The organism is Spirosoma sp. KNUC1025, assembly GCF_045160025.1.
Lineage (GTDB): Bacteria > Bacteroidota > Bacteroidia > Cytophagales > Spirosomataceae > Spirosoma.
Genome location: NZ_CP087139.1, coordinates 6172615 through 6193925 on the forward strand (window position 1 = coordinate 6172615; position 21311 = coordinate 6193925).

The 21311-nt window shown below is 49.0% G+C and carries 13 protein-coding genes and 2 pseudogenes; 6 read left to right on the forward strand and 9 right to left on the reverse strand.

Translation table 11 applies throughout. The annotated features are described in order from the left end of the window. Position 1: 1 nt before the first annotated feature. Entirely contained in the window at positions 2-1141 is a 1140-nt protein-coding gene (locus LN737_RS27045) for a histidinol-phosphate transaminase (RefSeq protein WP_405513769.1), read from the reverse strand. Positions 1142-1562: 421 nt separating this feature from the next. Between LN737_RS27045 and LN737_RS27050 the strand changes: the two genes are divergently transcribed. Both LN737_RS27050 and LN737_RS27055 read left to right on the forward strand, forming a co-directional pair. Continuing rightward, entirely contained in the window at positions 1563-2390 is an 828-nt protein-coding gene (locus LN737_RS27050; RefSeq protein ID WP_405513771.1) for an MbnP family protein, read from the forward strand. Next, positions 2387-3493 (forward strand): cytochrome-c peroxidase, encoded by a 1107-nt coding sequence (locus LN737_RS27055; RefSeq protein WP_405513773.1) that lies wholly within the window; start codon positions 2387-2389, stop codon positions 3491-3493. The genes LN737_RS27050 and LN737_RS27055 overlap by 4 nt, the downstream gene beginning before the upstream one ends. A gap of 88 nt (positions 3494-3581) precedes the next feature. Here the strand turns inward: LN737_RS27055 and LN737_RS27060 are convergent, their stop codons facing one another. The 3 genes and pseudogenes from LN737_RS27060 to LN737_RS27070 form a co-directional block, all read right to left on the reverse strand. Continuing rightward, complete coding sequence (locus LN737_RS27060) at positions 3582-3962, reverse strand: MerC domain-containing protein (protein WP_405513775.1); 381 nt, start codon at positions 3960-3962, stop codon at positions 3582-3584. A 149-nt stretch (positions 3963-4111) separates the two neighbouring features. Beyond that, complete coding sequence (locus LN737_RS27065; RefSeq protein ID WP_405513777.1) at positions 4112-4810, reverse strand: hypothetical protein; 699 nt, start codon at positions 4808-4810, stop codon at positions 4112-4114. 152 nt (positions 4811-4962) lie between these two features. Then, positions 4963-5852, reverse strand: a pseudogene (locus LN737_RS27070) (geranylgeranylglycerol-phosphate geranylgeranyltransferase). 220 nt (positions 5853-6072) lie between these two features. Here LN737_RS27070 and bshA point away from each other — a divergent pair. The 3 genes and pseudogenes from bshA (at position 6073) to LN737_RS27085 (ending at position 9427) form a co-directional block, all read left to right on the forward strand. Continuing rightward, the gene (bshA, locus tag LN737_RS27075; protein ID WP_405513779.1) at positions 6073-7209 is read left to right on the forward strand and encodes an N-acetyl-alpha-D-glucosaminyl L-malate synthase BshA; all 1137 of its coding nucleotides are present in this window, start codon (positions 6073-6075) and stop codon (positions 7207-7209) included. Between the two features lie 40 nt (positions 7210-7249). Then, positions 7250-8587 carry an NAD(P)/FAD-dependent oxidoreductase gene (locus tag LN737_RS27080; protein ID WP_405513781.1) on the forward strand — a complete coding sequence of 446 codons (1338 nt, stop codon included), beginning with the start codon at positions 7250-7252 and terminating at the stop codon, positions 8585-8587. Positions 8588-8780: 193 nt separating this feature from the next. After that, positions 8781-9427, forward strand: a pseudogene (locus LN737_RS27085) (sterol desaturase family protein). A gap of 81 nt (positions 9428-9508) precedes the next feature. On the opposite strand, the gene LN737_RS27090 reads toward LN737_RS27085, so the two are convergent. From LN737_RS27090 to LN737_RS27110, 5 genes are all read right to left on the reverse strand, one after another. Next, positions 9509-11089 carry a RagB/SusD family nutrient uptake outer membrane protein gene (locus LN737_RS27090; protein ID WP_405513783.1) on the reverse strand — a complete coding sequence of 527 codons (1581 nt, stop codon included), beginning with the start codon at positions 11087-11089 and terminating at the stop codon, positions 9509-9511. 39 nt (positions 11090-11128) lie between these two features. Next, positions 11129-14545: a TonB-dependent receptor gene (locus LN737_RS27095; RefSeq protein ID WP_405513785.1), complete on the reverse strand. Its 3417-nt coding sequence runs from the start codon at positions 14543-14545 to the stop codon at positions 11129-11131. Positions 14546-14613: 68 nt separating this feature from the next. Then, positions 14614-15684: a FecR family protein gene (locus tag LN737_RS27100; protein ID WP_405513787.1), complete on the reverse strand. Its 1071-nt coding sequence runs from the start codon at positions 15682-15684 to the stop codon at positions 14614-14616. A gap of 108 nt (positions 15685-15792) precedes the next feature. Beyond that, the gene (locus LN737_RS27105; protein WP_405513789.1) at positions 15793-16935 is read right to left on the reverse strand and encodes a sialidase family protein; all 1143 of its coding nucleotides are present in this window, start codon (positions 16933-16935) and stop codon (positions 15793-15795) included. Positions 16936-17013: 78 nt separating this feature from the next. Further along, positions 17014-17607 carry an RNA polymerase sigma factor gene (locus LN737_RS27110; RefSeq protein ID WP_405513791.1) on the reverse strand — a complete coding sequence of 198 codons (594 nt, stop codon included), beginning with the start codon at positions 17605-17607 and terminating at the stop codon, positions 17014-17016. 160 nt (positions 17608-17767) lie between these two features. Between LN737_RS27110 and LN737_RS27115 the strand changes: the two genes are divergently transcribed. Next, on the forward strand, positions 17768-21310 hold the full coding sequence (locus LN737_RS27115; protein ID WP_405513793.1) for a VCBS repeat-containing protein: 3543 nt from the start codon (positions 17768-17770) through the stop codon (positions 21308-21310). Position 21311 lies beyond the last annotated feature (1 nt).

Below are 21311 nucleotides of genomic sequence, written 5' to 3' on the forward strand. Positions count from 1 at the left end.
TTTACGAAATTGTTTTTAGCCCATCAGCGAAGGCTTTCATCTGATCCATTGTGCCGAGGCTTACGCGACACCAGTATTGACCGTCGAATTTCCATTGCCGGATACTTACGCCCTGCTCCATCATCCGGCCAACGAAATCTTCGCCTTTCATCCGAATCGGAAACATCACAAAGTTGGCCCCCGATGGCAGCGGTTCATAATTATGCTGCTTCAGTACGCCGTACAGATAGTCTTTCGATTCTTTAGCCTTACCCAGCGAAAACTTCACAAAATCCTTGTCCTGCAAGCTCACCATTGCCGCCCGCAGCGTAGTCATGCTCATGCCACTGCCACTAGTGGAAAATTTAGCAATCTGTTCGAGCAATTCCGGTTTGGCGATCATGTAACCCGTCCGAAGTCCAGCAAAGCCGTGTACTTTCGAGAAGGTTTTCGTGATGATCACATTGCTTCCTTTCTTCACCATGTCGACCATGGAATAAGCTTTCGGATCGGGCGTATAATCAATGTAGGCTTCGTCTACCAGAATCGGCGTCTTCGCGCCAACGGATTCGCAGAATGCCCGCAGTTTGGCCGGATCCACGATAATAGCCGTTGGGTTGTTAGGGTTACAGAGGTATACCATGCCGGTCTGGCTACCTACCCGCTCGTTGAGTTTGTTCAGATTGATATCGTACCCGTCGGCCGCTACAAGTGGCACACGATCCATAGTAATGCCATGTTTCATAGCCGCACGAGGAAGCTGGTCAAAGGTTGGGTCTGGTGCCACAATGGTACGTCCCGCATTTGGCCGGTAAGCGGCCCACAGCGAAGCCGCCGTCAGCAGTTCGCCCGAACCAGCTCCCAGCAGAACGTAGTCTTCGGGTACGCCTTCCGTTTCGGCCACCTGTTTACGAAACTGACGGGCATACTCCATTGCATACAAATACCCATCCGGAGCAGCTTCTGTAATGGTTTTCAATGCCTTTGGCGAGGGGCCATAGGGGTTCTCGTTGGCCGACAACCGGGCTTTCTGAGCACCTTTAGGAGCTTTGTAGCCAACAGGCATTTCGGGTTCCGGTTCGCAAAAGGCGGCTGGCGCAGCTGCCAGACTCAGACCAGATAACATACTGGCCCGGAGCCAGTCACGACGATTGATTGCCATAGGAGAACGTTGGTCTTAACACATCAATTGATAGAGTAACGAATATCTTTCTGAGTAGTCAGGAACTCACAAACAGGAAAAAGAGGGAGGTGAGTTATGCCGTCTGTTTTGTTGTACCGCTTACGAACTTATCAAATATACAGTGCATTCAGACTGTCTCAAATATTATTTCCCGCTAAAGCCTATCTACTTCTATTATTTCTCTTTAATTACAATAAATTCAAAATATAATATAAATCTAAAGGCGTAACAGCAGATAAAATTACAGTTGTCAACTGGCTGTGCCTGGCTAAAAACAGACATCGAACTCCATTTTAATAAGCTTTACAACCAGTGCTCTCATCATTATTTAATCTATTTCACTCACATGATTTTGATTTTATGTGCGTTACCTTACTGTATATGTTTTTACGCGCATGTCATGAAAACTACTTTTCTGCTTAGTTTACTATCGGCGCTGGTTATCGCGTTGGCTGTTGTTAGCTGCGATACGCCCGATAACGATACGTCATTTGATCCGGCTACGACGGGCCGGATGCGTATTGTTTTCGACAATATGGTTGGCTCGTCGGACTTGAAGTTAGGCTCCGATACGTATCAGAATGCGGCCGGGGAATCCTTTACGCTTACACGATTTAATTATTTCGTCAGTAACATACGGCTCCGCAAAGCGGATGGCAGCGAATACGTTGTTCCACAGGATAGTAGCTATTTCCTTATTCAGGAAGATCTGCCTGCCTCACAAACCGTTACGTTGACTAACGTTCCCGCTGGCGATTATACCGGTCTTACGTTCCTGATTGGCGTTGATAGTTTACGGAGTCTGGCTGATATCAGTAAACGTACGGGCGTTCTTGATCCTGGTTTAACCACGCATGACCCTATGTATTGGGAATGGAACAGCGGCTATATTTTCATGAAGCTGGAAGGTACGTCGCCAGCAGCACCCGCCACCCAGAACAACCTGTTTTTGTACCATGTTGGCGGGTTTGGTGGTGGTTACGATGGGAAGAAAACGATCAACAACCTTCGAACGGCAACAATTTTGTTTAGAAACGATGTAGCCAGTGTAGAAACCGTTGTTACGCCAACAATCCGTCTAAAAACGGATGCGCTGAAGGTTTTTAACGGCACAACACATTTGAGTATAGCTCAGCATTCGTCGGTGATGTTTGAGCCTTTTTCCGGCAGTATTGCCGACAATTACGCGCAAATGATCAGTTATGATCAGTTGCAGAAGAATTTATGAGGAAACCGTCGACCATATCAACAAAATATAACTGGCTTGCAGTCAGCCTGTTTTTGTTTGGATTAGCGGTGGCCTGTAAAACCAGCCAGGAACCCGACCCGACGCCCGATCCGGGCACGGGAGGAGGTGGCGTTACGTATAAGCCAACGCCGGTAGCGCTTCGAAAACCGGCTAATTTTCCGGATGTCATCTATGATTTAACCAGCAATCCCTTAACGGCTGAGGGAATAGCCTTAGGCAAATCCTTGTTCTACGATGCCCAGCTCTCGCGCGATACGACGGTTAGCTGTGGATTCTGTCATCAGCAATTTGCGGGATTCGGCCACTCCGACCACGCTCTCAGTCATGGTATTGGCGGCAAATTCGGAACACGTAACGTACCGGGTTTACAAAACCTGGCCTGGGATCGCGAGTTTTTCTGGGATGGGGGCGTCACCAGTCTGGATGAACTGCCCATGACCCCGATTCAGAATGCCGTTGAGATGGATCTTAAATTTTCGGATGCATTAAGTCGAGTGCAGAAGAGTCCAAAATATCCGGCTCTTTTTAAAGCTGCGTTCGGCTCCGATACGGTCACGACGGCCCGCTTTTTGAAAGCGATTTCACAATTTTTGCTGACGCTCGTTTCGGCTGACTCCCGGTACGACAAATATGTTCGGAAAGAGGCTGGTGGCGATTTGACCAGTGATGAAGTAGCCGGCTTGACTGTATTTCAGCAGAAATGCGCGACCTGCCACGCTACCGATTTATTTACGGACAGAAGCTATCGGAACAATGGCCTGCCTGTTGCCGCCATCAATGATCAGGGGCGCTACAAAATCACGTTGAACGAAGCCGACCGACTGAAGTTCAAAGTACCAAGCTTACGTAACGTCGAGCGGACGTTTCCTTACATGCACGATGGTCGTTTTACTACACTGGAGCAGGTGATTGATCATTATCGGAGTGGTGTCAATGACAGCCCCACCCTCGACCCAGCTCTTAAGTTAAATGGACAACTGGGTATTGCTCTCACCGACACGGAAAAGAAACAGGTCATCGCTTTTCTGAAAACCCTTTCCGACGATACGTTCATCAACAACCGGGCCTTCAGCGCAAATTAGAACCGGGATTCCACCAAGATTTAAAAGATTGAACAGGATTTAACACTCCTGAAAATCTTTACAATCTTAATAAAATCCTGGTTCAGACTTAATGCACGTGACTGACACGGTGCTGCCGGATATTTATTAAGTGAGTGATAACCAAGCCAGCCGAAGCCAGATATGCAAGGTACTCAAAGGCGGGCGCTACGTCTTCCAGAAGAAGGGCAATGGTAAACAAGCCTAAAAATCCCCAAAGACTCTTTTTAATGATGGCTGGGGCGTAATGCCGGGTGGCAAAATAAACGGCGATGATGTTGACGCCGATAAAGACATAATCCAGACTCAGATAGCCGATTCGCAGTTGTTCATCCTGAAAAACAGCTGACGTCATCAGGAGAACGGGCGTAATCAAACAGTGAATAATACACAGTATGGAGCCAGTTATGCCAATATAGTCAGCTTTGCGGGAGAGAAAATCTGTTTTCATGAGCAAGCGCAAAAGTACAATGCTTTGCGGCAATTGTACTCTTGTTAACCGACTTTTCTGCAACAAAGTTGCGAAATGACTCAGAAATTATAGGCAAAGGAATTAAATGGTTCAATGACTGATGTGTATCGGCGCAGCCCATGAGTCTGTCAGTTTATTTTTGTCAGGAGCATATAGCCTATCAGTTTACCGTTTCGATAGGTCTCAGATTTAACATCGAATATCTGATTATCAGTTCTGTAACTAATCACATGCAGGTTTGCGCGAATGGGAATGCCCATAACTCGGCTCTCCGTATTCATATCTGACGAGATTTTATACGCATTGAAGGTTCCGGCGGGCGTCGTAATACTTTCCTGACTGTCGACCTGGCGGTTTTTCATCGTCATGGTCATTGTACTCATGGGGTTCCCACCAACGATCATTTCAGCCTCCATTTGGCCATCGCTGAGTTTCTGCCCGACGCTGAGCTTGTTCGGATACACCAACTGATTGGACTTCATCTTCATTTCCATATCTTTCGAATTGTTGGTCTGCATGGACTGCATCATTCCCGACAGATCGGCGATCAGTTCACTACCCGTGCAGGTGTAATGAACCGCGTAAGGGGCTCGCTGATTGCCTTTTTCATCCTGAAACTGCGCCGTAATATCCATCACCGTCGAGCTGCCTTCTTTATGAACGTCCTTTACCTGATAGGTGATTTTGCCGGTAGGCTTGTCTTTGGCACTGAACGTACTCAACTCAAAACCCATCCCCGTTTTGAACGTCATACCCATGCACTCCTGAGACCAGCTTCTGGTCAATACGGTAGTCATCAAAAGCAGTGAAAGAACAAGCGTTTTCATGCAACAAATCGGTTTAGTTTGGTATAAGCCAAAGGTAACCTAAAGCTGAATTTGATCGCTAATCCCTTGAGGGAACGGCAAATGTTACTGGCTAATGAAAGCCGGAGCGGCCATCATCCTTTCACAGTAAAGAATATCCATTATTAATAACCTCATGCCCAAATCATGCTAACAACGCCGAGCAGCATAATCAGCTTACAGAGATTACTGAGGTAGCCGAAATCACGCCGGGTATCGGCCAGAACCAACCGGTACGTAAGCCAGGTAAGCGGAATCAGAAGCAGTAAAAAGATGAAATTCAGCCGGAAATTCTGCAGTGGAAGAGCGATAAAAAAAGGCTGATGACAAAAGCTCCAATCAATACGTAAAGCAGGTATTTAGTCCGGCGCAGTCCCCATACGATAGGCAACGTCCGGCAGCCAAAGCGGGCATCTCCCCGAATGTCCTGCATGTCTTTGATGATTTCACGTATCATTGAGATGCCAAACGAAAAGAACGCATACATCAGCAGCATACCCGTATTATGACGGTAATAAATGGCCATAACGATAAGCGAAAGAGCCGTCAGGAGCGAAACGATAATGTTACCAATTAAGGGCTGCCGTTTGAACTGAGCCGAATAGAACCACAGCGACGATACGGCAATTACATCGGCCAGAAAAATCCATTTGCTCAGATAAAGCCCGATCAAACAGCCAATTATATTCAGTATCTGATGAACACCCATGGCCACCCGACGCTTGAGATAACGCCCGATCACTACGCGCTGCGGCTTATTGATAAGATCAATTTTAATGTCAAAATAATCATTGATGATGTAACCGGCAGCAGCAATACAAACTGTAGAAAAGGAAATTAGCCAGAGCGATGGATCGAGCAGAAGACGGAAATAACTGGTAGGCTGGCCGGTTGTTGTAGAGCCAACCAGAAAAAGCCGGGCCAGAAACTGCGTCAGCACCACAATCAACAGGTTCTGCACGCGGATAAGTCGCAGAAATCCGAATGTGAAGGCCGAGAAAGGTATGGACTGACGCGCCACCATGACCGTTTTTTTATCAAAAATAAGAAAATTTAGAAGAAGGAGGAACGGAGTATGAGGAAGAAAGAGCGGATGGAAACGAGTTACAGGTACTACGTCCTTTATTTTTTCCTCCCCTCTTTTCTTCCCTTATTCCCTTTCCCCCATTCTTACCCTTTTCTCCAGTCTTTAGGGATTCTTTTTACTCCCGTTTGTTGTTGAGAGACAAACTCATATCTCACGCATGAAAATTGGCATTGTGTGTTATCCAACCTTCGGGGGAAGTGGCGTGGTTGCTACTGAACTTGGTAAGGCTTTGGCGAAAAATGGCCACCAGATTCACTTCATTACGTACCAACAACCACCGCGACTCGATTTTTTCAATGAAAATGTGTTTTACCATGAAGTAAATATACCCTCCTACCCCCTGTTTCAGTATGCCCCCTACGAATCCGCGCTGACGAGCGAGATGGTGAATGTGGTGCTGAACGAAAACGTTGATCTGCTGCACGTTCACTACGCCATTCCACACGCATCAGCGGCTTATATGGCTAAAATGATTCTTCGCTCGCAGGGCCGGAACATTCCCGTAGTAACCACACTGCACGGTACCGACATTACGCTGGTTGGTAAAGATGCTTCGTATGAACCCGTCGTTACGTTCAGCATTAATGAGTCGGATGGGGTTACGTCCGTTTCCGAAAATCTGCGGCAGGACACCTACAAACATTTTAACGTTCATCGTGAAATTGAGGTAATTCCAAACTTTGTTGACCTGAGTCGGTTCAAACGACAGCAGAAAGAACATTTCAAGAAGGCAATTTGCCCAAACGGAGAAAAGCTGATTGTTCATACATCAAATTTCAGGCGTGTGAAGCGAATCGACGACGCGGTTATGATGTTTTATCACGTTCAGCAGCAAACACCGGCCAAGCTTCTGCTCGTGGGCGATGGCCCGGAACGTGCCCGAATCGAACGGTTGGTACGTGAGCTGGGGATTTATGACCAGGTGCGTTTTCTGGGGAAACTGGACGCCGTTGAAGAGGTGCTTTCGGTAGCGGATCTGTTTGTGATGCCATCCGAAAATGAAAGCTTCGGTCTGGCTGCCCTTGAAGCACTCGCCTGTGAAGTACCGCTCATTACGTCGGATGCGGGAGGCTTGCCCGAGTTAAACGTTCAGGGGGTAACGGGCTTCCTGAGCCCGGTTGGCGATGTGGATGACATGGTAAAAAATGCCCTTTATGTGTTAGACGATGCCAATCTGCCAACCTTTAAAGAAAACGCACTGGCAAGAGCGAAAGAGTTTGAGCTGTCGCGTATCTTGCCGCTTTACGAAGCCCATTATGAGCGGGTTTTGCAGAACGTAATGGATAATGCCTGATGAATTATCCATTCTTCATTAACAATTATTCATTGAACAAATGAATCCAAACATACCTAAAACAGACCGAAAGCGGATTGTGATCGTTGGCGCAGGGTTTGGTGGACTGAAGCTGGCCCGCAAATTATCACGTCGAAAGGAGTTCCAGGTAGTGCTGATTAATAAACAAAACTACCACGAATTCCAGCCCTTGTACTATCAGGTAGCTACGGCTGGTCTGGAAGCCAACTCCATTCTGTTTCCGCTTCGCTCTGTGTTCGGTGACTGCAAAGACGTTCATATTCGGGTAACGAACGTAACGGGTATACGTCCGGCCGACAAAACCATTGATACGGACCTGGGCTCTGTTACGTACGACTATCTGGTTATGGCTACTGGTGCGGATACCAATTTTTTCAACCAGCAGAACATCATCGAAAAAGCCTTGCCGATGAAGTCGGTGGCCGAGGCCATTGCCTTACGCAACCGGATTTTGCAGAATTTCGAAGATGCGCTGAGTGTCGAAACGCTGGACGAAAAAGAGGGGCTGATGGATGTGGTAGTGGTAGGCGGAGGCCCAACCGGTGTGGAGCTTTGTGGCACACTGGCCGAGATGCGCAAGACCGTATTACCGAAAGATTATCCTGAGCTGGATTTCAAGATGATGGATATCTACCTCATCGAATCTGGCGGGGAATTGCTTGGACCAATGTCTGTCGACTCGCAGGAACATTCGCTGGCCTATCTGCAAAAGCTGGGGGTAAACGTACGCCTGAATACGCGCGTAAAGGATTTCGATGGACGTACCGTGACCATGAATGACGGCTCGACACTTCGGACCAACAACCTGATCTGGGCAGCGGGTGTCAAAGCCAATCCGCTGGCTGGTTTACCGCCGGAAGTTATCGGACGCGGAGGTCGTGTGCTGGTGAACCGATACAATCAGGTGCAGGGTTTCACGGATGTTTTTGCAATTGGCGACGTAGCGCTGATGACCGAAGAGAAGTGGCCGAATGGTCATCCGCAGGTAGCGCAGCCTGCCATTCAGCAAGGGCGGCATCTGGCTAAGAATATGATGCACTGGGTCCGTAATGAACAACCGGAAGAATTTACGTACCACGATTTAGGAACAATGGCTACCATTGGCCGGGGTCTGGCGGTGGTGGATCTGCCTTTTTTAAAATTTCAGGGATTCTTTGCCTGGTTAACCTGGCTGTTCGTTCACCTGATGTCGATTGTCGGGGTAAAAAACCGTTTGTTCATCTTTCTGAATTGGATGGCTAATTACCTCACTTACAGCAATTCACTCCGGCTTATCATCCGACCGAAGCTGCCCAAAGGCGACGTAAAAGCCATGGAAGAGAAGATTTCTGATCAATTGGAGATAAGTAAGACATAACCAAGATAGTAAACTAAATTTACTAGTTTGAGTAATGAACCTGTTTTCCTTGTACTTTTGTGCTCACAAATTTGGTATTGAGCTATGTTAGCGCTAGTTTGGCTGCCACCTGAGAAAAATAGGGCATTTCTAATCAGCCGTTATTAATAGCAACGTTATTGTATTATTACTTTTTTAATCAACCTGTTTCTTTATGGAGTCAACTACGGAAAAACTGCAAACAATGGCGGGACACGGTAAAACCCGGCCTAAAAATAGCGGTACAAAAAAGTTGTTCGATAATCCGATTCTGGAGGCTCTTTCGCGGACGCACATCATGGTACCTATTTCCATGTGGCTTGTGCTTTCGGCGTTTCTTGGCTGGTATGCCTTTACGTATACCGACATGAGTAACGGAACCATCGGGCTGCTGTTTGCTGGGGGCTATTTGTCTTTACGCTGTTCGAATACGTATTACACCGCTACCTCTACCATCTGGCGCCATCAACGCCCCAGCGTGCCAAAATCCAGTATACGTTTCACGGTGTTCACCACGAATATCCGAAAGATAAAACCCGGCTGGCTATGCCTCCGGCGCTGGCCATTTTTGTGGCGGCTTTCTTCTTTGGTATCTTCTTTTTGATGATGGGCGAAGCGGCCTATGCGTTCTTCCCGGGTTTTCTGGTTGGCTATTCGGGATATCTGGCTACGCATTTTATCGTTCATGCTTACGCGCCACCGAAAAACTTCTTTAAGCAATTGTGGATTAACCACAGCGTTCACCACTATAAAAATCCCGAAAGTAATTACGGCGTATCGACGCCTATGTGGGATTACATCTTTGGTTCGTTCCAGAAATAATCACACCGATTTTGCTAAATAAAAACCCCCGACAAACTGCTTTGTCGGGGGTTTTTATTTAGCATATCTGCAATAAGCTGATTACCAGCCCGGATTTTGCTTGATGTTTGGGTTAGCGTCGGTTTCGTAGAGCGGAATTGGATAAAGTTCGCTTTTCCCTTTTTGGTACGTAGTGAAATCAGTGTCGAAATCAGATTCGTTCGCTGGCTTCTTGCCGGCATCGGGTCCGGCCAGTTCGGGGCCAAGAATACCGTACCGTTTCATGTCCCAGAAACGCTGTGTTTCGCCCGCTAATTCAACAACCCGATCGTGACGTAGCTGCACCCGAAAATCGTTCTGCGTCATCGTCAAAGGGAGTGCGTTCATGTTAACACGCGCCCGAACTCTATTCGCAAATGGAATACCGGCCGCAGTTTGCCCCTGTTCGTTGAGCGCTTCAGCGTACAGCAGATAAATATCCGCCAGACGAATCACCCGATCATTAATTCCTGAGAAATAGCTGTCGGTCGACTGGTAATAATTGGTGTATTTAATCCAGAAGCGGTCCCGCTCCGGCAAGTAATCACTGCCGGCCGCCAACCTGGTCAGATCCGCATAGGTATAACCATGCGGTTTTAGCGTACTACCGCTATAGAACATGGTATAGTCGAGTCGGTAGTCTTTGTTGCCGTTCTTGTCTTTTTCTTTCAGAAATTCGTTTAAAAGCCACTTCGTCGGCTGTCCGTCGCACCAACCGCCTTTGTCGAATCCAGTGGTGTTTCTTAAGCCAAAAAACTGAGCATGTTCAGAGGATTCTGACCCACCCGCTACGTCATAGTTAACGGCTCCCCCTACTTTACTTTCGTTTTCATCGTAATACTGAATCTCGAACAAGGATTCTTTATTATTCTCCAGCAGAGTCGTAAAGTTGTCCTTATAATCAGGAACCAAATCAAATCGCGTGGGGGTCTGGTCAATAATCTGCTTCAAAGCTGTGGCAGCTTCTGCCCATTTGCGCTGCTGCATGTAAGTCTTTCCAATCAGGGCAATAGCGCTGTACTTATGCAAACGCCCTACATCCAGGCCCGTATAGCCGTCGGGCAGATCAACTGCAGCCTCCTGACAGTCTTTAATGACCTGTTCAAAAACCTGTTGCTGCGTATTTTGCGCCGGGCGTTCACTTAGTGTCTGCGACTTTAGTACCAGCGGTACGTTTCCCCAGATATTCGCCATATTGTAATAAAAATACGCCCGAATCACTTTGGCTTCGGCCAGTATTCGTTTTTGCAACGTAGCGTCCATTTTGATGTTTGGTACGTTTTCCAGCACCTGATTCGTGCGGTAGATTCCCTGATAAGCCGCCTGGAAGGGCTCAATATTCATCGGAATATTATAGTCGGTGACGATGAATTTACTGATGTTACCCAAATCAGTCCAGGGACTCTGGCTATAGCCTTCGTCGGAGCTTAGATCAGTCAGGAAACGTATCCAGAGCGAAAACCGCCGGTCCTGCATGGCGCTATAGGCGGCATTAACGCCCTTGATGGCATCGTCGGAAGTTTTCCAGAATGTCGCCGTCGAGGCCTGATTGGGGTTTACCTGGTCGAGCAGTTTGCTCTCGCTGCAACTGAGCAGGATTCCTCCGGTCATCATCGCAGTCAGCGCCAGTGTTTTCGTATTCATATTGAAGTCGTGTTATACGAGTGTTCGAATGATTTTTTTCTAGAAGCTCAGTTGTAACCCTGCACTAATGACGCGAGACACCGGATAGTTGCCCTGGTCGATACCCCGTCCGATATAGTTACTACTGTTTTGAGCCCCCGACCCTACATCGCCAATCACATCCGGATTATAGCCCGAATATTTCGTAATGGTCAGTAGATTTTGCGCGTTTATATACACCCGGGCAGAACCCATTTTCCATTTTGACAGCATACCTGCCGGGAAATTATAAGCTAGCTGCATGGTCCGAATCCGGCCATAGGCACCACTCTCTACCCAGCGGTCGGTATTAAAAGCAGGGTTTAGCGTGGGGTCCCCTTTGATGGGTTTGGGCGTGGTGGAAGAGCTGCCCGGACCTGTCCAGAACGTCACGTCCGACCGAACATTCTGAACGTCGTCGAAGCGATCAGTCCAGTTACGGCTCCGGTTGAAGAGTAAATTACCCGATACGCCCTGAAAGAAAATAGTCAGCTCAAGGTTTTTGTAGGCCAGCGAAACATTGGCACCATATTCAAATTTCGGGAAAGGCGTACCAACAATCTGCCGGTCGTCATTATTGATCTGACCATTTCCATCCGTATCGACATAGCGCACATCGCCCGGCGATACGTTCGGTTGTTTGGCTGCTGCGTCGATCTCCGCCTGATTCTGGAAAATACCCGCCTGCCGCAGTACGTAGAAAGCTGCCAGCGGGCCATCTACGGCCGTACGGGTAATCTGACCATAACCATACAGCGGCTGGTTCCCGTTACTTGGCACCAACTGCAAAACTTTGTTTTTGATGCTGGTTAGCTGGCCATTTACGCTATATCGAAAATCGCCTTTCTTATCCTGATAGGTTACGCTTAGCTCAAAGCCTTTGTTTTCAATCTTTCCGAGGTTATCGTAGGGGTTATCGCCCTGGTTACCGGCCGTAATGGGCAAAGGCACACGAAGAAGCAGGTTTTTCGAGAGCGAATAAAAATAATCCGCCTGAAACTGAATTTTCCCGTTCAGGAAGGTAGCATCAAGGCCCACATCCGTTGTGGTTTTGCTTTCCCATTTCAGATTTGAATTCTGAAGCTGCCGGTTTGACGCACCCGGAACGATTGTGTTACCGCCACCCAGTACGTAGTTCAGGTTGGGCTGAATAGTTGGATCGAGTGAGTAAGGCGCAATTGCCTGGTTCCCCACAGACCCGTAACTGGCGCGTAAACGCAGATCACCAATAGCGGTTATACTCTGCATGAACGCTTCCTTGTTGATGTTCCAGGCAGCCGACACAGACGGGAAGTACGCCACCTGGTTGTCTTTGGGGAAGTTCGATGAAGCATCCCGGCGCAGGTTCGCTTCGATATTGTATTTATCATTAAAGGTATAATCGACCCGACCCAGATACGAGATCAATCCGGAAATACTGGAAAAACCATCCGTACGTGGGCTTGCCGTACCAGCGCCCTGTTGATAAAACTCACCCACAATGCCTTCTGTATGCGAGTAAATCTCGTTCTGATCAAAGCGCTGACGGGTGTACCCCAACAGGGCCGAAAACTGATGTTTACCAAAGGTTTTGCTGATGTTCAGCGTGTTCTCGATCAGGGTGTTGAAGAATCGGCCACTCCGGTCGTCGAGAATACCGTTGGGTGCACTGGGGCTGTTATAGCTTAATGCGCCGGGCCGGGCAAAGTACTTATTCTGGTAACTGCTGAAATCCAGACCTACGCTCAGGCGGTACGTCAACCAGGGCAGAATAGCGTACTGGCCGTATATATTACCTAACAGTTTGTAGCTGTTAACCAGATTATCATCTTTAGCCTGCTGACCGATGGGATTGGTGCCGAACGTAGCGTTATCGGCATTACCGTATCCGTACCCACTGGCATTGTTCGGGTCAAAAACGGGTATGGTGGGTGGCATCCGAATGACATTGTCAAAAGGCTGACCGATTACCCGCCGTTCATTGGTATAGGCTAAGTATACAGATTCACCAACGGTAAGTTTACCCCGGGTAGTCCCGGCATTGACCCGCGCCGAATACCGTTTGAAATACGGACTTACTTCTGTTCCATCGGGTTTACGCCCCCGGATCGTGCCATCCTGTGAGAAATAACCGCCTGAAATCCGGTAGTTTGAGCTGTTGCCCGCGCCGTTGTCAACCCCACCCGAAATACTAACGTTATGATCGGTAATCGCACCGGGTTTGATCAGTTCAGCCTGCCAGTCGGTATCATAACCGCCCTTGCCAAAATCCGGAACGGGCAGTTTACCATTCTGGTAAGCGGCCGTCCAGGTTCGGATATACTGATCGCGTTTCGCCAGGGGCAGCTTGTGGTCAATGTTCTGCACGCCGTAATAGCCATTGTATTCAATTAACGCCTTGCCGGCTTTACCCCGTTTGGTGGTGATCACAATAGCACCGTTCATCCCCCGCGATCCGTACAGGGCTGTGGCGGCAGCATCTTTCAATACGGTAACTGTCTCAATATCATTGGGATTGAAGTCGGCAGCGGCACTGCCAATAATAACTCCATCAATGATGTAAATAGGGTCCTGATTCGAGCCAAACGTACTAGACCCCCGAATTTTGATACTGGCTGTAGCACCAGGCTGCCCACCCGTCGAAGCGACCGTAACGCCAGCCGCCCGACCCTGAATCTGGTCAACGACCGAGGCCGCCTGCACTTTCTTGGCATCGGCTACATTCACGATACTTACGGCTTCGGTAAGATTCGATTTTTTTACCGTACCATACGATACCACCACCACTTCATCGAGGGTTCGGTTATCTGGCGCAAGCTGCAGGTTGATAGTCGTACGATTGCCGATAGTAACTTCCTGACTGATATACCCGACACTGGAGATGGTCAGTGTTGTAGCCGCGTCGCTCACATTAAGGCTGAAGTTGCCCCCGGCATCTGTTGTAGTACCATTATTGGTTCCTTTTTCGATGACGTTGGCACCGGGCAAACCCGTGTTGTTCTCATCGGTCACCCGGCCGGTGATACGTCGGGCAACTACTTCTTCAGGGACTGCGTCGGAACGATTTTCGCCCGACGCGACCGGGGGGTTTGCCGTAACGGGTTCGGGTTTAGTGGCTGACTGAATAACGTAAAGATTGTCTTTGATTTTCCGAAAACGGAGGCCCTGCTCGCTCACCAGTTGCTCCAGATTTTGTTCCAGAGTTGGCGCTTCCGTTTCGGCCTCTGTCAGTCGCCCCGCAATCAGGTTTTCTTCATAAGCGAAGTTTACTTTATAACGTCGCTCCAGTTCATTCAGGGCTTTCTTGATCGACCGCGCCTTATTCGGGCGGACATCCACTGGATGATGCTCCGTGTTGACCTGGGCTCGGGTCAGCAGTTGTGCAGTTGCGGAAAATGGTAAAGTTACCAGTGCCGTTCCTGCCATCCAGAATGAAAGGGTTAAGGATATTTTTTTCATGCAAAAAATAGAGTTAAAAAGACGTTGTTAGATCACAGGCTTAGCTTATGCATACATGTAATTCGTTTTCAGGGTCTGCGCAGATAAATTTCATTTCCCTTCCGATCGGCCTCCAGATCGAAGGTGGTAGCTAAGGTCGTTATCAAGGTTTCCAGGTCCTGACTCGACAGGTTGCCTGTAAACCGTCGGTCGGCTAAGGCGTTATCTTCAAAAATCAGCGTTACCCCCCACGTATCGTTTAGTTGCTGGGCAATTTCCCGTAGTGGTATGTTGTCAAAAGCAAATTGGTTTTTGATCCAGGCTGTATGAAGTTGGGGTTTAGATGGTTGAATCGCTACCTGTTCGATTCCGGCCTGAGCCATTGCCAGATCGCCGGGCTTCATCCGAATTACGTGAGCTTTCTTGTCGTTTGGCTTCGATAGTTCTACTTTCCCTTCGGCCAGCACAACCAGCGTATTACCTCGTCGTGTGTTTACGTTAAACTGCGTTCCCAATACCGAAATATCCAGATTGGGTGTGTGCGTTATGAATTTTAGCCGTCCGGCTGGAGACTTCTTTTTAGCGACGTTGAAAAACGCTTCCCCTTCGAGCCACACTTCCCGATCGCCCTGCTCTTGCCAGTTGTTCGGATAGATTAGCGTCGAGTTGCCATTGAGCCGAACCAATGAGCCATCCGGCAGCGTTACGCTGAGTTGTTCGCCATAGCTGGTATGTACTTCCTGTCGTTTCCAATATTGTTTCCAGGCCCATCCACCACCCGCCAACAGTAATAACCCCGTTAAAGAAGCAGCCACCCGCCAGTTTCTGAACGGATAATTCACAAACTTTTTCAGGAAAGAATTGGGGCGGTTTGCCTGCTGATCGTTAGGCAATGGTTGCCGATCGTAAGCGGCTTCCAGAACCTGCCAGATACGTTCCTGACTCGCGTGGGCCAGATCGTCATGACGCACGCGCAGATGGAGTAAAATACTACTTGCCTCGTTGATTATAGCCTGCTGGTCGGGATATCGAAGCATGAATGTGTGCCAGAACGACATCGTCTGTTCGTCGGGCTGAAGCACCCAACGGCGAAACGATTCATCCAGCACAAAATCGCTAGTCGAATACTGGCTATAATCAGGCGTATAAAATGAACTCATAGGCGAAAACTGGCAGAATTATGGTTAAAAGGGACGATAGGCTCAGGTTATCCCTCAGAGCAACTTATTTTTTTACAAAATTTTATCCGCTGAATGCTACTGATCAATTCAGCTACTTTTTTCTCCAGCCACTGCATTCAGTTGTCCAAAGCGAATCTGCACATTGTGCCCACCACCGGTACGTTCAACTGAATTCATGACGATGATCTGATTCGGGGCGGGCTGGTACAGACTGCTCCACAGCATTTTCGGCCAGGCATCGGCAATACGTTGCCACGACTTGCCGGAATCATTACTAACCGAAATATGACTACTGTTGGACGAAACCACCAACCGGCCATCTGTCATTGAAAGGAGATATGGACCGCCTAGTTGATCGGGAATCAGCGTACCTAACCCCACGGGCCACTGAACACCGTCCGGGCTGATTTTGTAGTACACGTTACATTTTTCAGGGCCGCAGATTTCGTAAACAACCATGTAGCGGCCATCTTTCATCCGATCCCAGACGGGCATCCCCGGTCGCGACGCGTTATGGCCGGGTTCATACGCTACCCAGATTTCAGGCCCCCAACTGCCCCCCATATCGGTTGAGATTTTTTGCGAAATAATCTGGCTATAGGACGGATTTTCGGTTACGTGCTTTTCATTGGCATACATCACCGACAGACGCCCATCCACCAGAAAAGCCATATGCGGTTCATAAATGCCCTTGTCGGGTTTGCCCAGGCTGCCGGGCGTCCCTTCGGCCGCATCAATCATGCTACGTTTGGCCCATGTCTGGCCGTTATCCGTGCTTTCGTAAACGGGCAACCGATACGATTCCTGCCAACGTACTGACCGACAGGCCAGTAAAATATTCCCATTGGGTAATTGACAGAGTTGGGCATTGTCGAGGTCGCGCCCTATATCGGTCAGGATCGCGATATTTTTCCATGTCTGGCCATTGTCAGTGCTTTGGGAAACCTGTATTTCCAGTCCACCTTTCGGATCGCGCTGATACCCATTGTTCCGCGAAATCGTGTAGGCCGACAGCCAGTTTCCGTTTTTCAGATGCACCATCCGCCCGTACTCGGAGCCATATAGGCCATGTTTGCGCAGGTCGGTTCCACCAGCGTGCGATACGCCCCCGGCATCAGTAAACGTAGGCTGATTATCAATCAAAATCGGCTCACGCCAGGTTACAGTCGTATCATCTGAACGAAAGAGGCAAACGCCCACAATGGCGATGAGAGCGAGTTTAACGGTCATGGTTCAGGCAGGTTTTTATCAACCAAAGAGCCTTGACGCGCAGATTATCTCTTTTACTGAATGCTTTTTTGCTAATTTTTATCCGATGAGTGCCAATAACAGAAAAACGACATGGGTTGGCATACGTTTCTGCAGCGAGGCAATGGCTTTATAGATGATTTTGTAAGCCGAGGTCTGTTCGATACACATAACGCCAGCAATTTCTTCGTAGCTCAGGTTGTCGAAGTATTTGAGAAACAACGCTTCTTTCTGACGGGCGGGAAGGCTGTTCAACTCCTGAAGAAGCAGGGTTGATTGCTCCTGCGAAATCTGCGCATCGAGCCAGGTGGGTTCGTAATGAAATTCAATCGTAAAATCGAGGCTATCCAGTTCGCCGTTAAAGCGCTGCTCGCTGGTTAGTTTACGAACAATGTCGCGCCGGAGCGCCCGCATCAGATAAAACTTAATGGAATCCGTACGTCCTAATCGTTCCCGCGTTTCCAGAATGGTTAGAAACAGGTCCTGAAGACAGTCTTCCGTTATCTGGCGGTTCTGGGCAATCTTATAGCCATAATTGTACAATATGGGCGCGTATTTTTCATACATAAACGAATACGCTGCCTTGTTGCCATGCAGAAAATCATCCCAAATCTGAGAATCCGTCGCTTGTTGGTAGAGAAGTGCGCTGTTCACTGACTGCAAAAATATTGTTAAAGCTACAGATTTGTATCCACAACTTGTTGGATTCGCTATCGCATTTTTACTACTTCTTCTTTTTATACTGCTATTATGTAGGGATAAATTTGAAGCAGGCTTCCTTATAGCAATAGCCTGGTTTTTGCGCGCTCAATTCATGTTTTATCGTATTGTTTTGTTAGGTAGTTTCCTCATCGGCTTACAGGCCTGTCAGTCTGGCTCACCGACTGATCCGTTGTTTACGATGATTCGTTCCGATGAGTCGGGCCTTGCCTTTAACAACCAGATGCAGCCATTCGAAAACGATACGTTGAACGCTAATGTATACGATCCAATGTACAATGGCGCAGGCGTCGGTGTCGGGGATTTCAACCGCGATGGCAAACAGGACTTATTTTTCGCCGGAAATAACGTAACGAGTCGACTTTATCTGAACAAAGGCAGTTTTAACTTTCAGGACGTAACCACGCAGGCTGGCGTCACAACCAAAGCCTGGTGTACGGGCGTAAGTGTCGCCGATGTCAATCAGGATGGCTGGCCCGATATTTACGTCAGTGTAGCCGGTCCTGATACCAGTCGGGCGGTTCGGCATAATTTACTGTTCATCAACCAGTCAAAACAACCCGGTACGTTGCCCACATTCCGCGAAATGGCGGCTGAGTATGGTTTGGCTGACAGTGGCATGAATACCCAGTCCGCTTTTTTCGACTACGACCGCGATGGCGACTTGGATTGTTATATCCTGAATAACGCTGTAGAACGAACCGGACGTAACACCATCCGCCCCCGACGGCTGAACGGCGAAGGCCCCAGCACAGATCGGTTGTATCGGAATGAGGGGCATGGAGCAAAGGGCATAGGGCATAGGGGGAAGGGTAAAAAACAGCAAGTGAATCACCCTCTGCCCTATGCCCCTACCCCCATGCATTTTACCGACGTCTCCCGTGAGGCTGGTATTCTGGCGGAGGGGTATGGATTAGGGCTGACCATTGCCGATCTGAATCAGGATGGCTGGCCCGATATTTATTGCGCCAACGATTTTCTGTCGAACGACGTAGTGTACATCAACAACCACAACGGTACGTTCACTGACCGGGCCGCCGACTATTTTAAGCATACCAGTTACAACAGCATGGGGGTTGATATTCAGGACGTAAACAACGACATAAGGCCTGACGTCATGGTGGTTGATATGCTCCCCGAGTCGAACGCACGACAGAAAATGATGCTTATCAAAACGAACTGGGAGTTCTTCCATCTCGCACGTCAGCAGGGTTATCAGGACGAATACGTTCGGAACACACTCCAATTAAATCAGGGCACAGGTCCAGCCGGACAACCTGTTTTCAGTGAGATCGGGCAACTGGCGGGTGTGTTCCGCACCGACTGGAGTTGGGCGCCGTTACTGGCCGATTTCGACAACGATGGTTGGAAGGATTTATTCGTAACAAATGGCTATCGGCGCGACATTACCAACCTGGATTACGTAGCATACCTGAATAGCCAGGCATCGAGTTTCGGGATGAGCCGGGTTAGCAATCAACAGCAGACACTGGCTGAACTGTATAAACTCCCCACTGTTCAGCTCCATAATTACCTCTTTCGCAATCGGGGTGATTTGACCTTTGAAGATAAATCGGAAGCCTGGGGTTTCGGCGAACTAAATTACTCGAACGGAGCTGCTTATGCCGACTTAGACAACGATGGCGATCTGGATCTGGTCATCAACAACATGGACAGCGAAGCTGGTTTGTACCGGAATGAAACAGTGCAGCCCAATAAACCCGTCACGCATCATTCGCTACGTCTGCACTTACCCGCCGATGCTCACGGACTAGGTGCACAGGTACGTATTCTGACGCCTGATGGGCAGACGCAAGCCGTTGAAGTCCATCCGATTCGAGGCTATACATCATCGGTGGAGCCGTTCGTCCATGCCGGTTTAGGCAAACACAAAACGGCAACGGTTTCAGTCCGCTGGGCAGACGGCACGTATCAGGAACTTGGCCAACTGGCAGCAGATCGCGTACATGACGTTACCTATAAGCCCTCCGCCCTCGTTCCTCCTCCCCTGCCCCTTGCCCCACACTTATTTACAACCACTGATGGCAAAAGTGTTGGGCTTACGTTTCTGCATCAGGAGGCACCCCTAAACGACTTTGAGCGAACCCCGTTGCTGCCTCAGGTATATGCAAAAAATGGCCCCGCTCTGGCCGTTGCTGATGTTGATGGAAACGGGCTGGATGATGTTTTCGTCGGAGCTGATGCCGGGCAAACGCGATCGGTATTTCTTCAATCAACACCGGGTCATTTTACCGAGCAGAAACAGGGCGCCAATGACCTCGAAGATATGGGGTCGCTGTTTTTCGATGCCGACGGCGATGGTGATCAGGATTTGTACGTAGTAAGTGGTGGAAGCCGATTGCCCGACAGTAGCGGGATTTATCAGGACCGGCTCTACTTGAATGATGGACACGGCAAACTGACGCGTTCGCAGGGTGTTTTGCCGCTCACTACGTCATCGGGTTCGTGTGTCGTAGCGGCTGATTTTGATGGCGACGGCGACCTGGATCTGTTTCGGGCCGGACGCGTAAAGGTTGGAAAGTACCCACTAGCGCCAGCCAGTTATTTATTCCGGAATGACGGAAGCAGAACGGTCGGTCCTCGCTTCACGGACGTAACCGATCAGGTAGCGCCTGGCCTGCGCCGGATTGGAATGGTCTGTGCCGCCTTATGGACGGATTACGACAACGACAATGATGCAGACCTGCTGGTAGCGGGTGAATTCATGCCTATTACGTTGCTGTCAAATCAAAAGGGCAAGTTGACAGTGCAGCCTTTAAAAACACAGACGGACGAGCCTGTAACGGGCCTTTGGAATTCGCTTGTCGGGGCAGATTTCGATCTGGATGGCGATATGGATTACATCGCAGGAAATTTGGGGCAGAATACCCGGTATCGCGTGTCGGCTCATGAGCCGTTACGTCTGTATGCCAAGGATTTTGATGGTAATGGTCAACTTGATCCGATTCTGACGCATTACCTGCAAGGCGAAGAACACATCGGGCCGATTCGCGACGTATTGAATGATCAGATGCCAACCTTTGCCCGGAAACGATTCACCAGTTTTCAGCAATATGCCAACACTACGTTTACCAACGCTTTCGACCGAAACGACCTCAGCGGAGCGACTGTATTAACGGCCAATGAATTGCGAAGCTGCTATCTGGAAAATAAAGGCGAAGCTGGTTTTGCCATAACCCCTCTACCGACGCTGGCTCAAATTTCACCAACCTTTGGAATGCAGACCGGCGATTTCAATGGCGATGGTTTACCAGACGTATTGCTGGTCGGTAATTCGTACGCATCCGAAACGTATTCAGGTTGGTACGACGCCGGACGCGGTTGCCTGTTGCTTGGCGACGGGCGGGGCCATTTTCGGGCCGTCTCACCCGACGTAGCCGGTATTCATGCAGATCATGACGCCAAAGCGTTGGCATCTATTTCAACAGGCACTGATCAATGGTATCTGGTTTCCAACAACAATGGCCCGGTTCAGCTGCTTAAACCCGTAAAACCGATAAAAACGCAATCGGCGAACCCCGGCGAAACATACAGGCTGGTCAAGCACCCGAATGGGCGAACGGAGCGTATTGAATTTTACCACGGATCGGGCTACTTAAGCCAATCGTCGCGCTGAT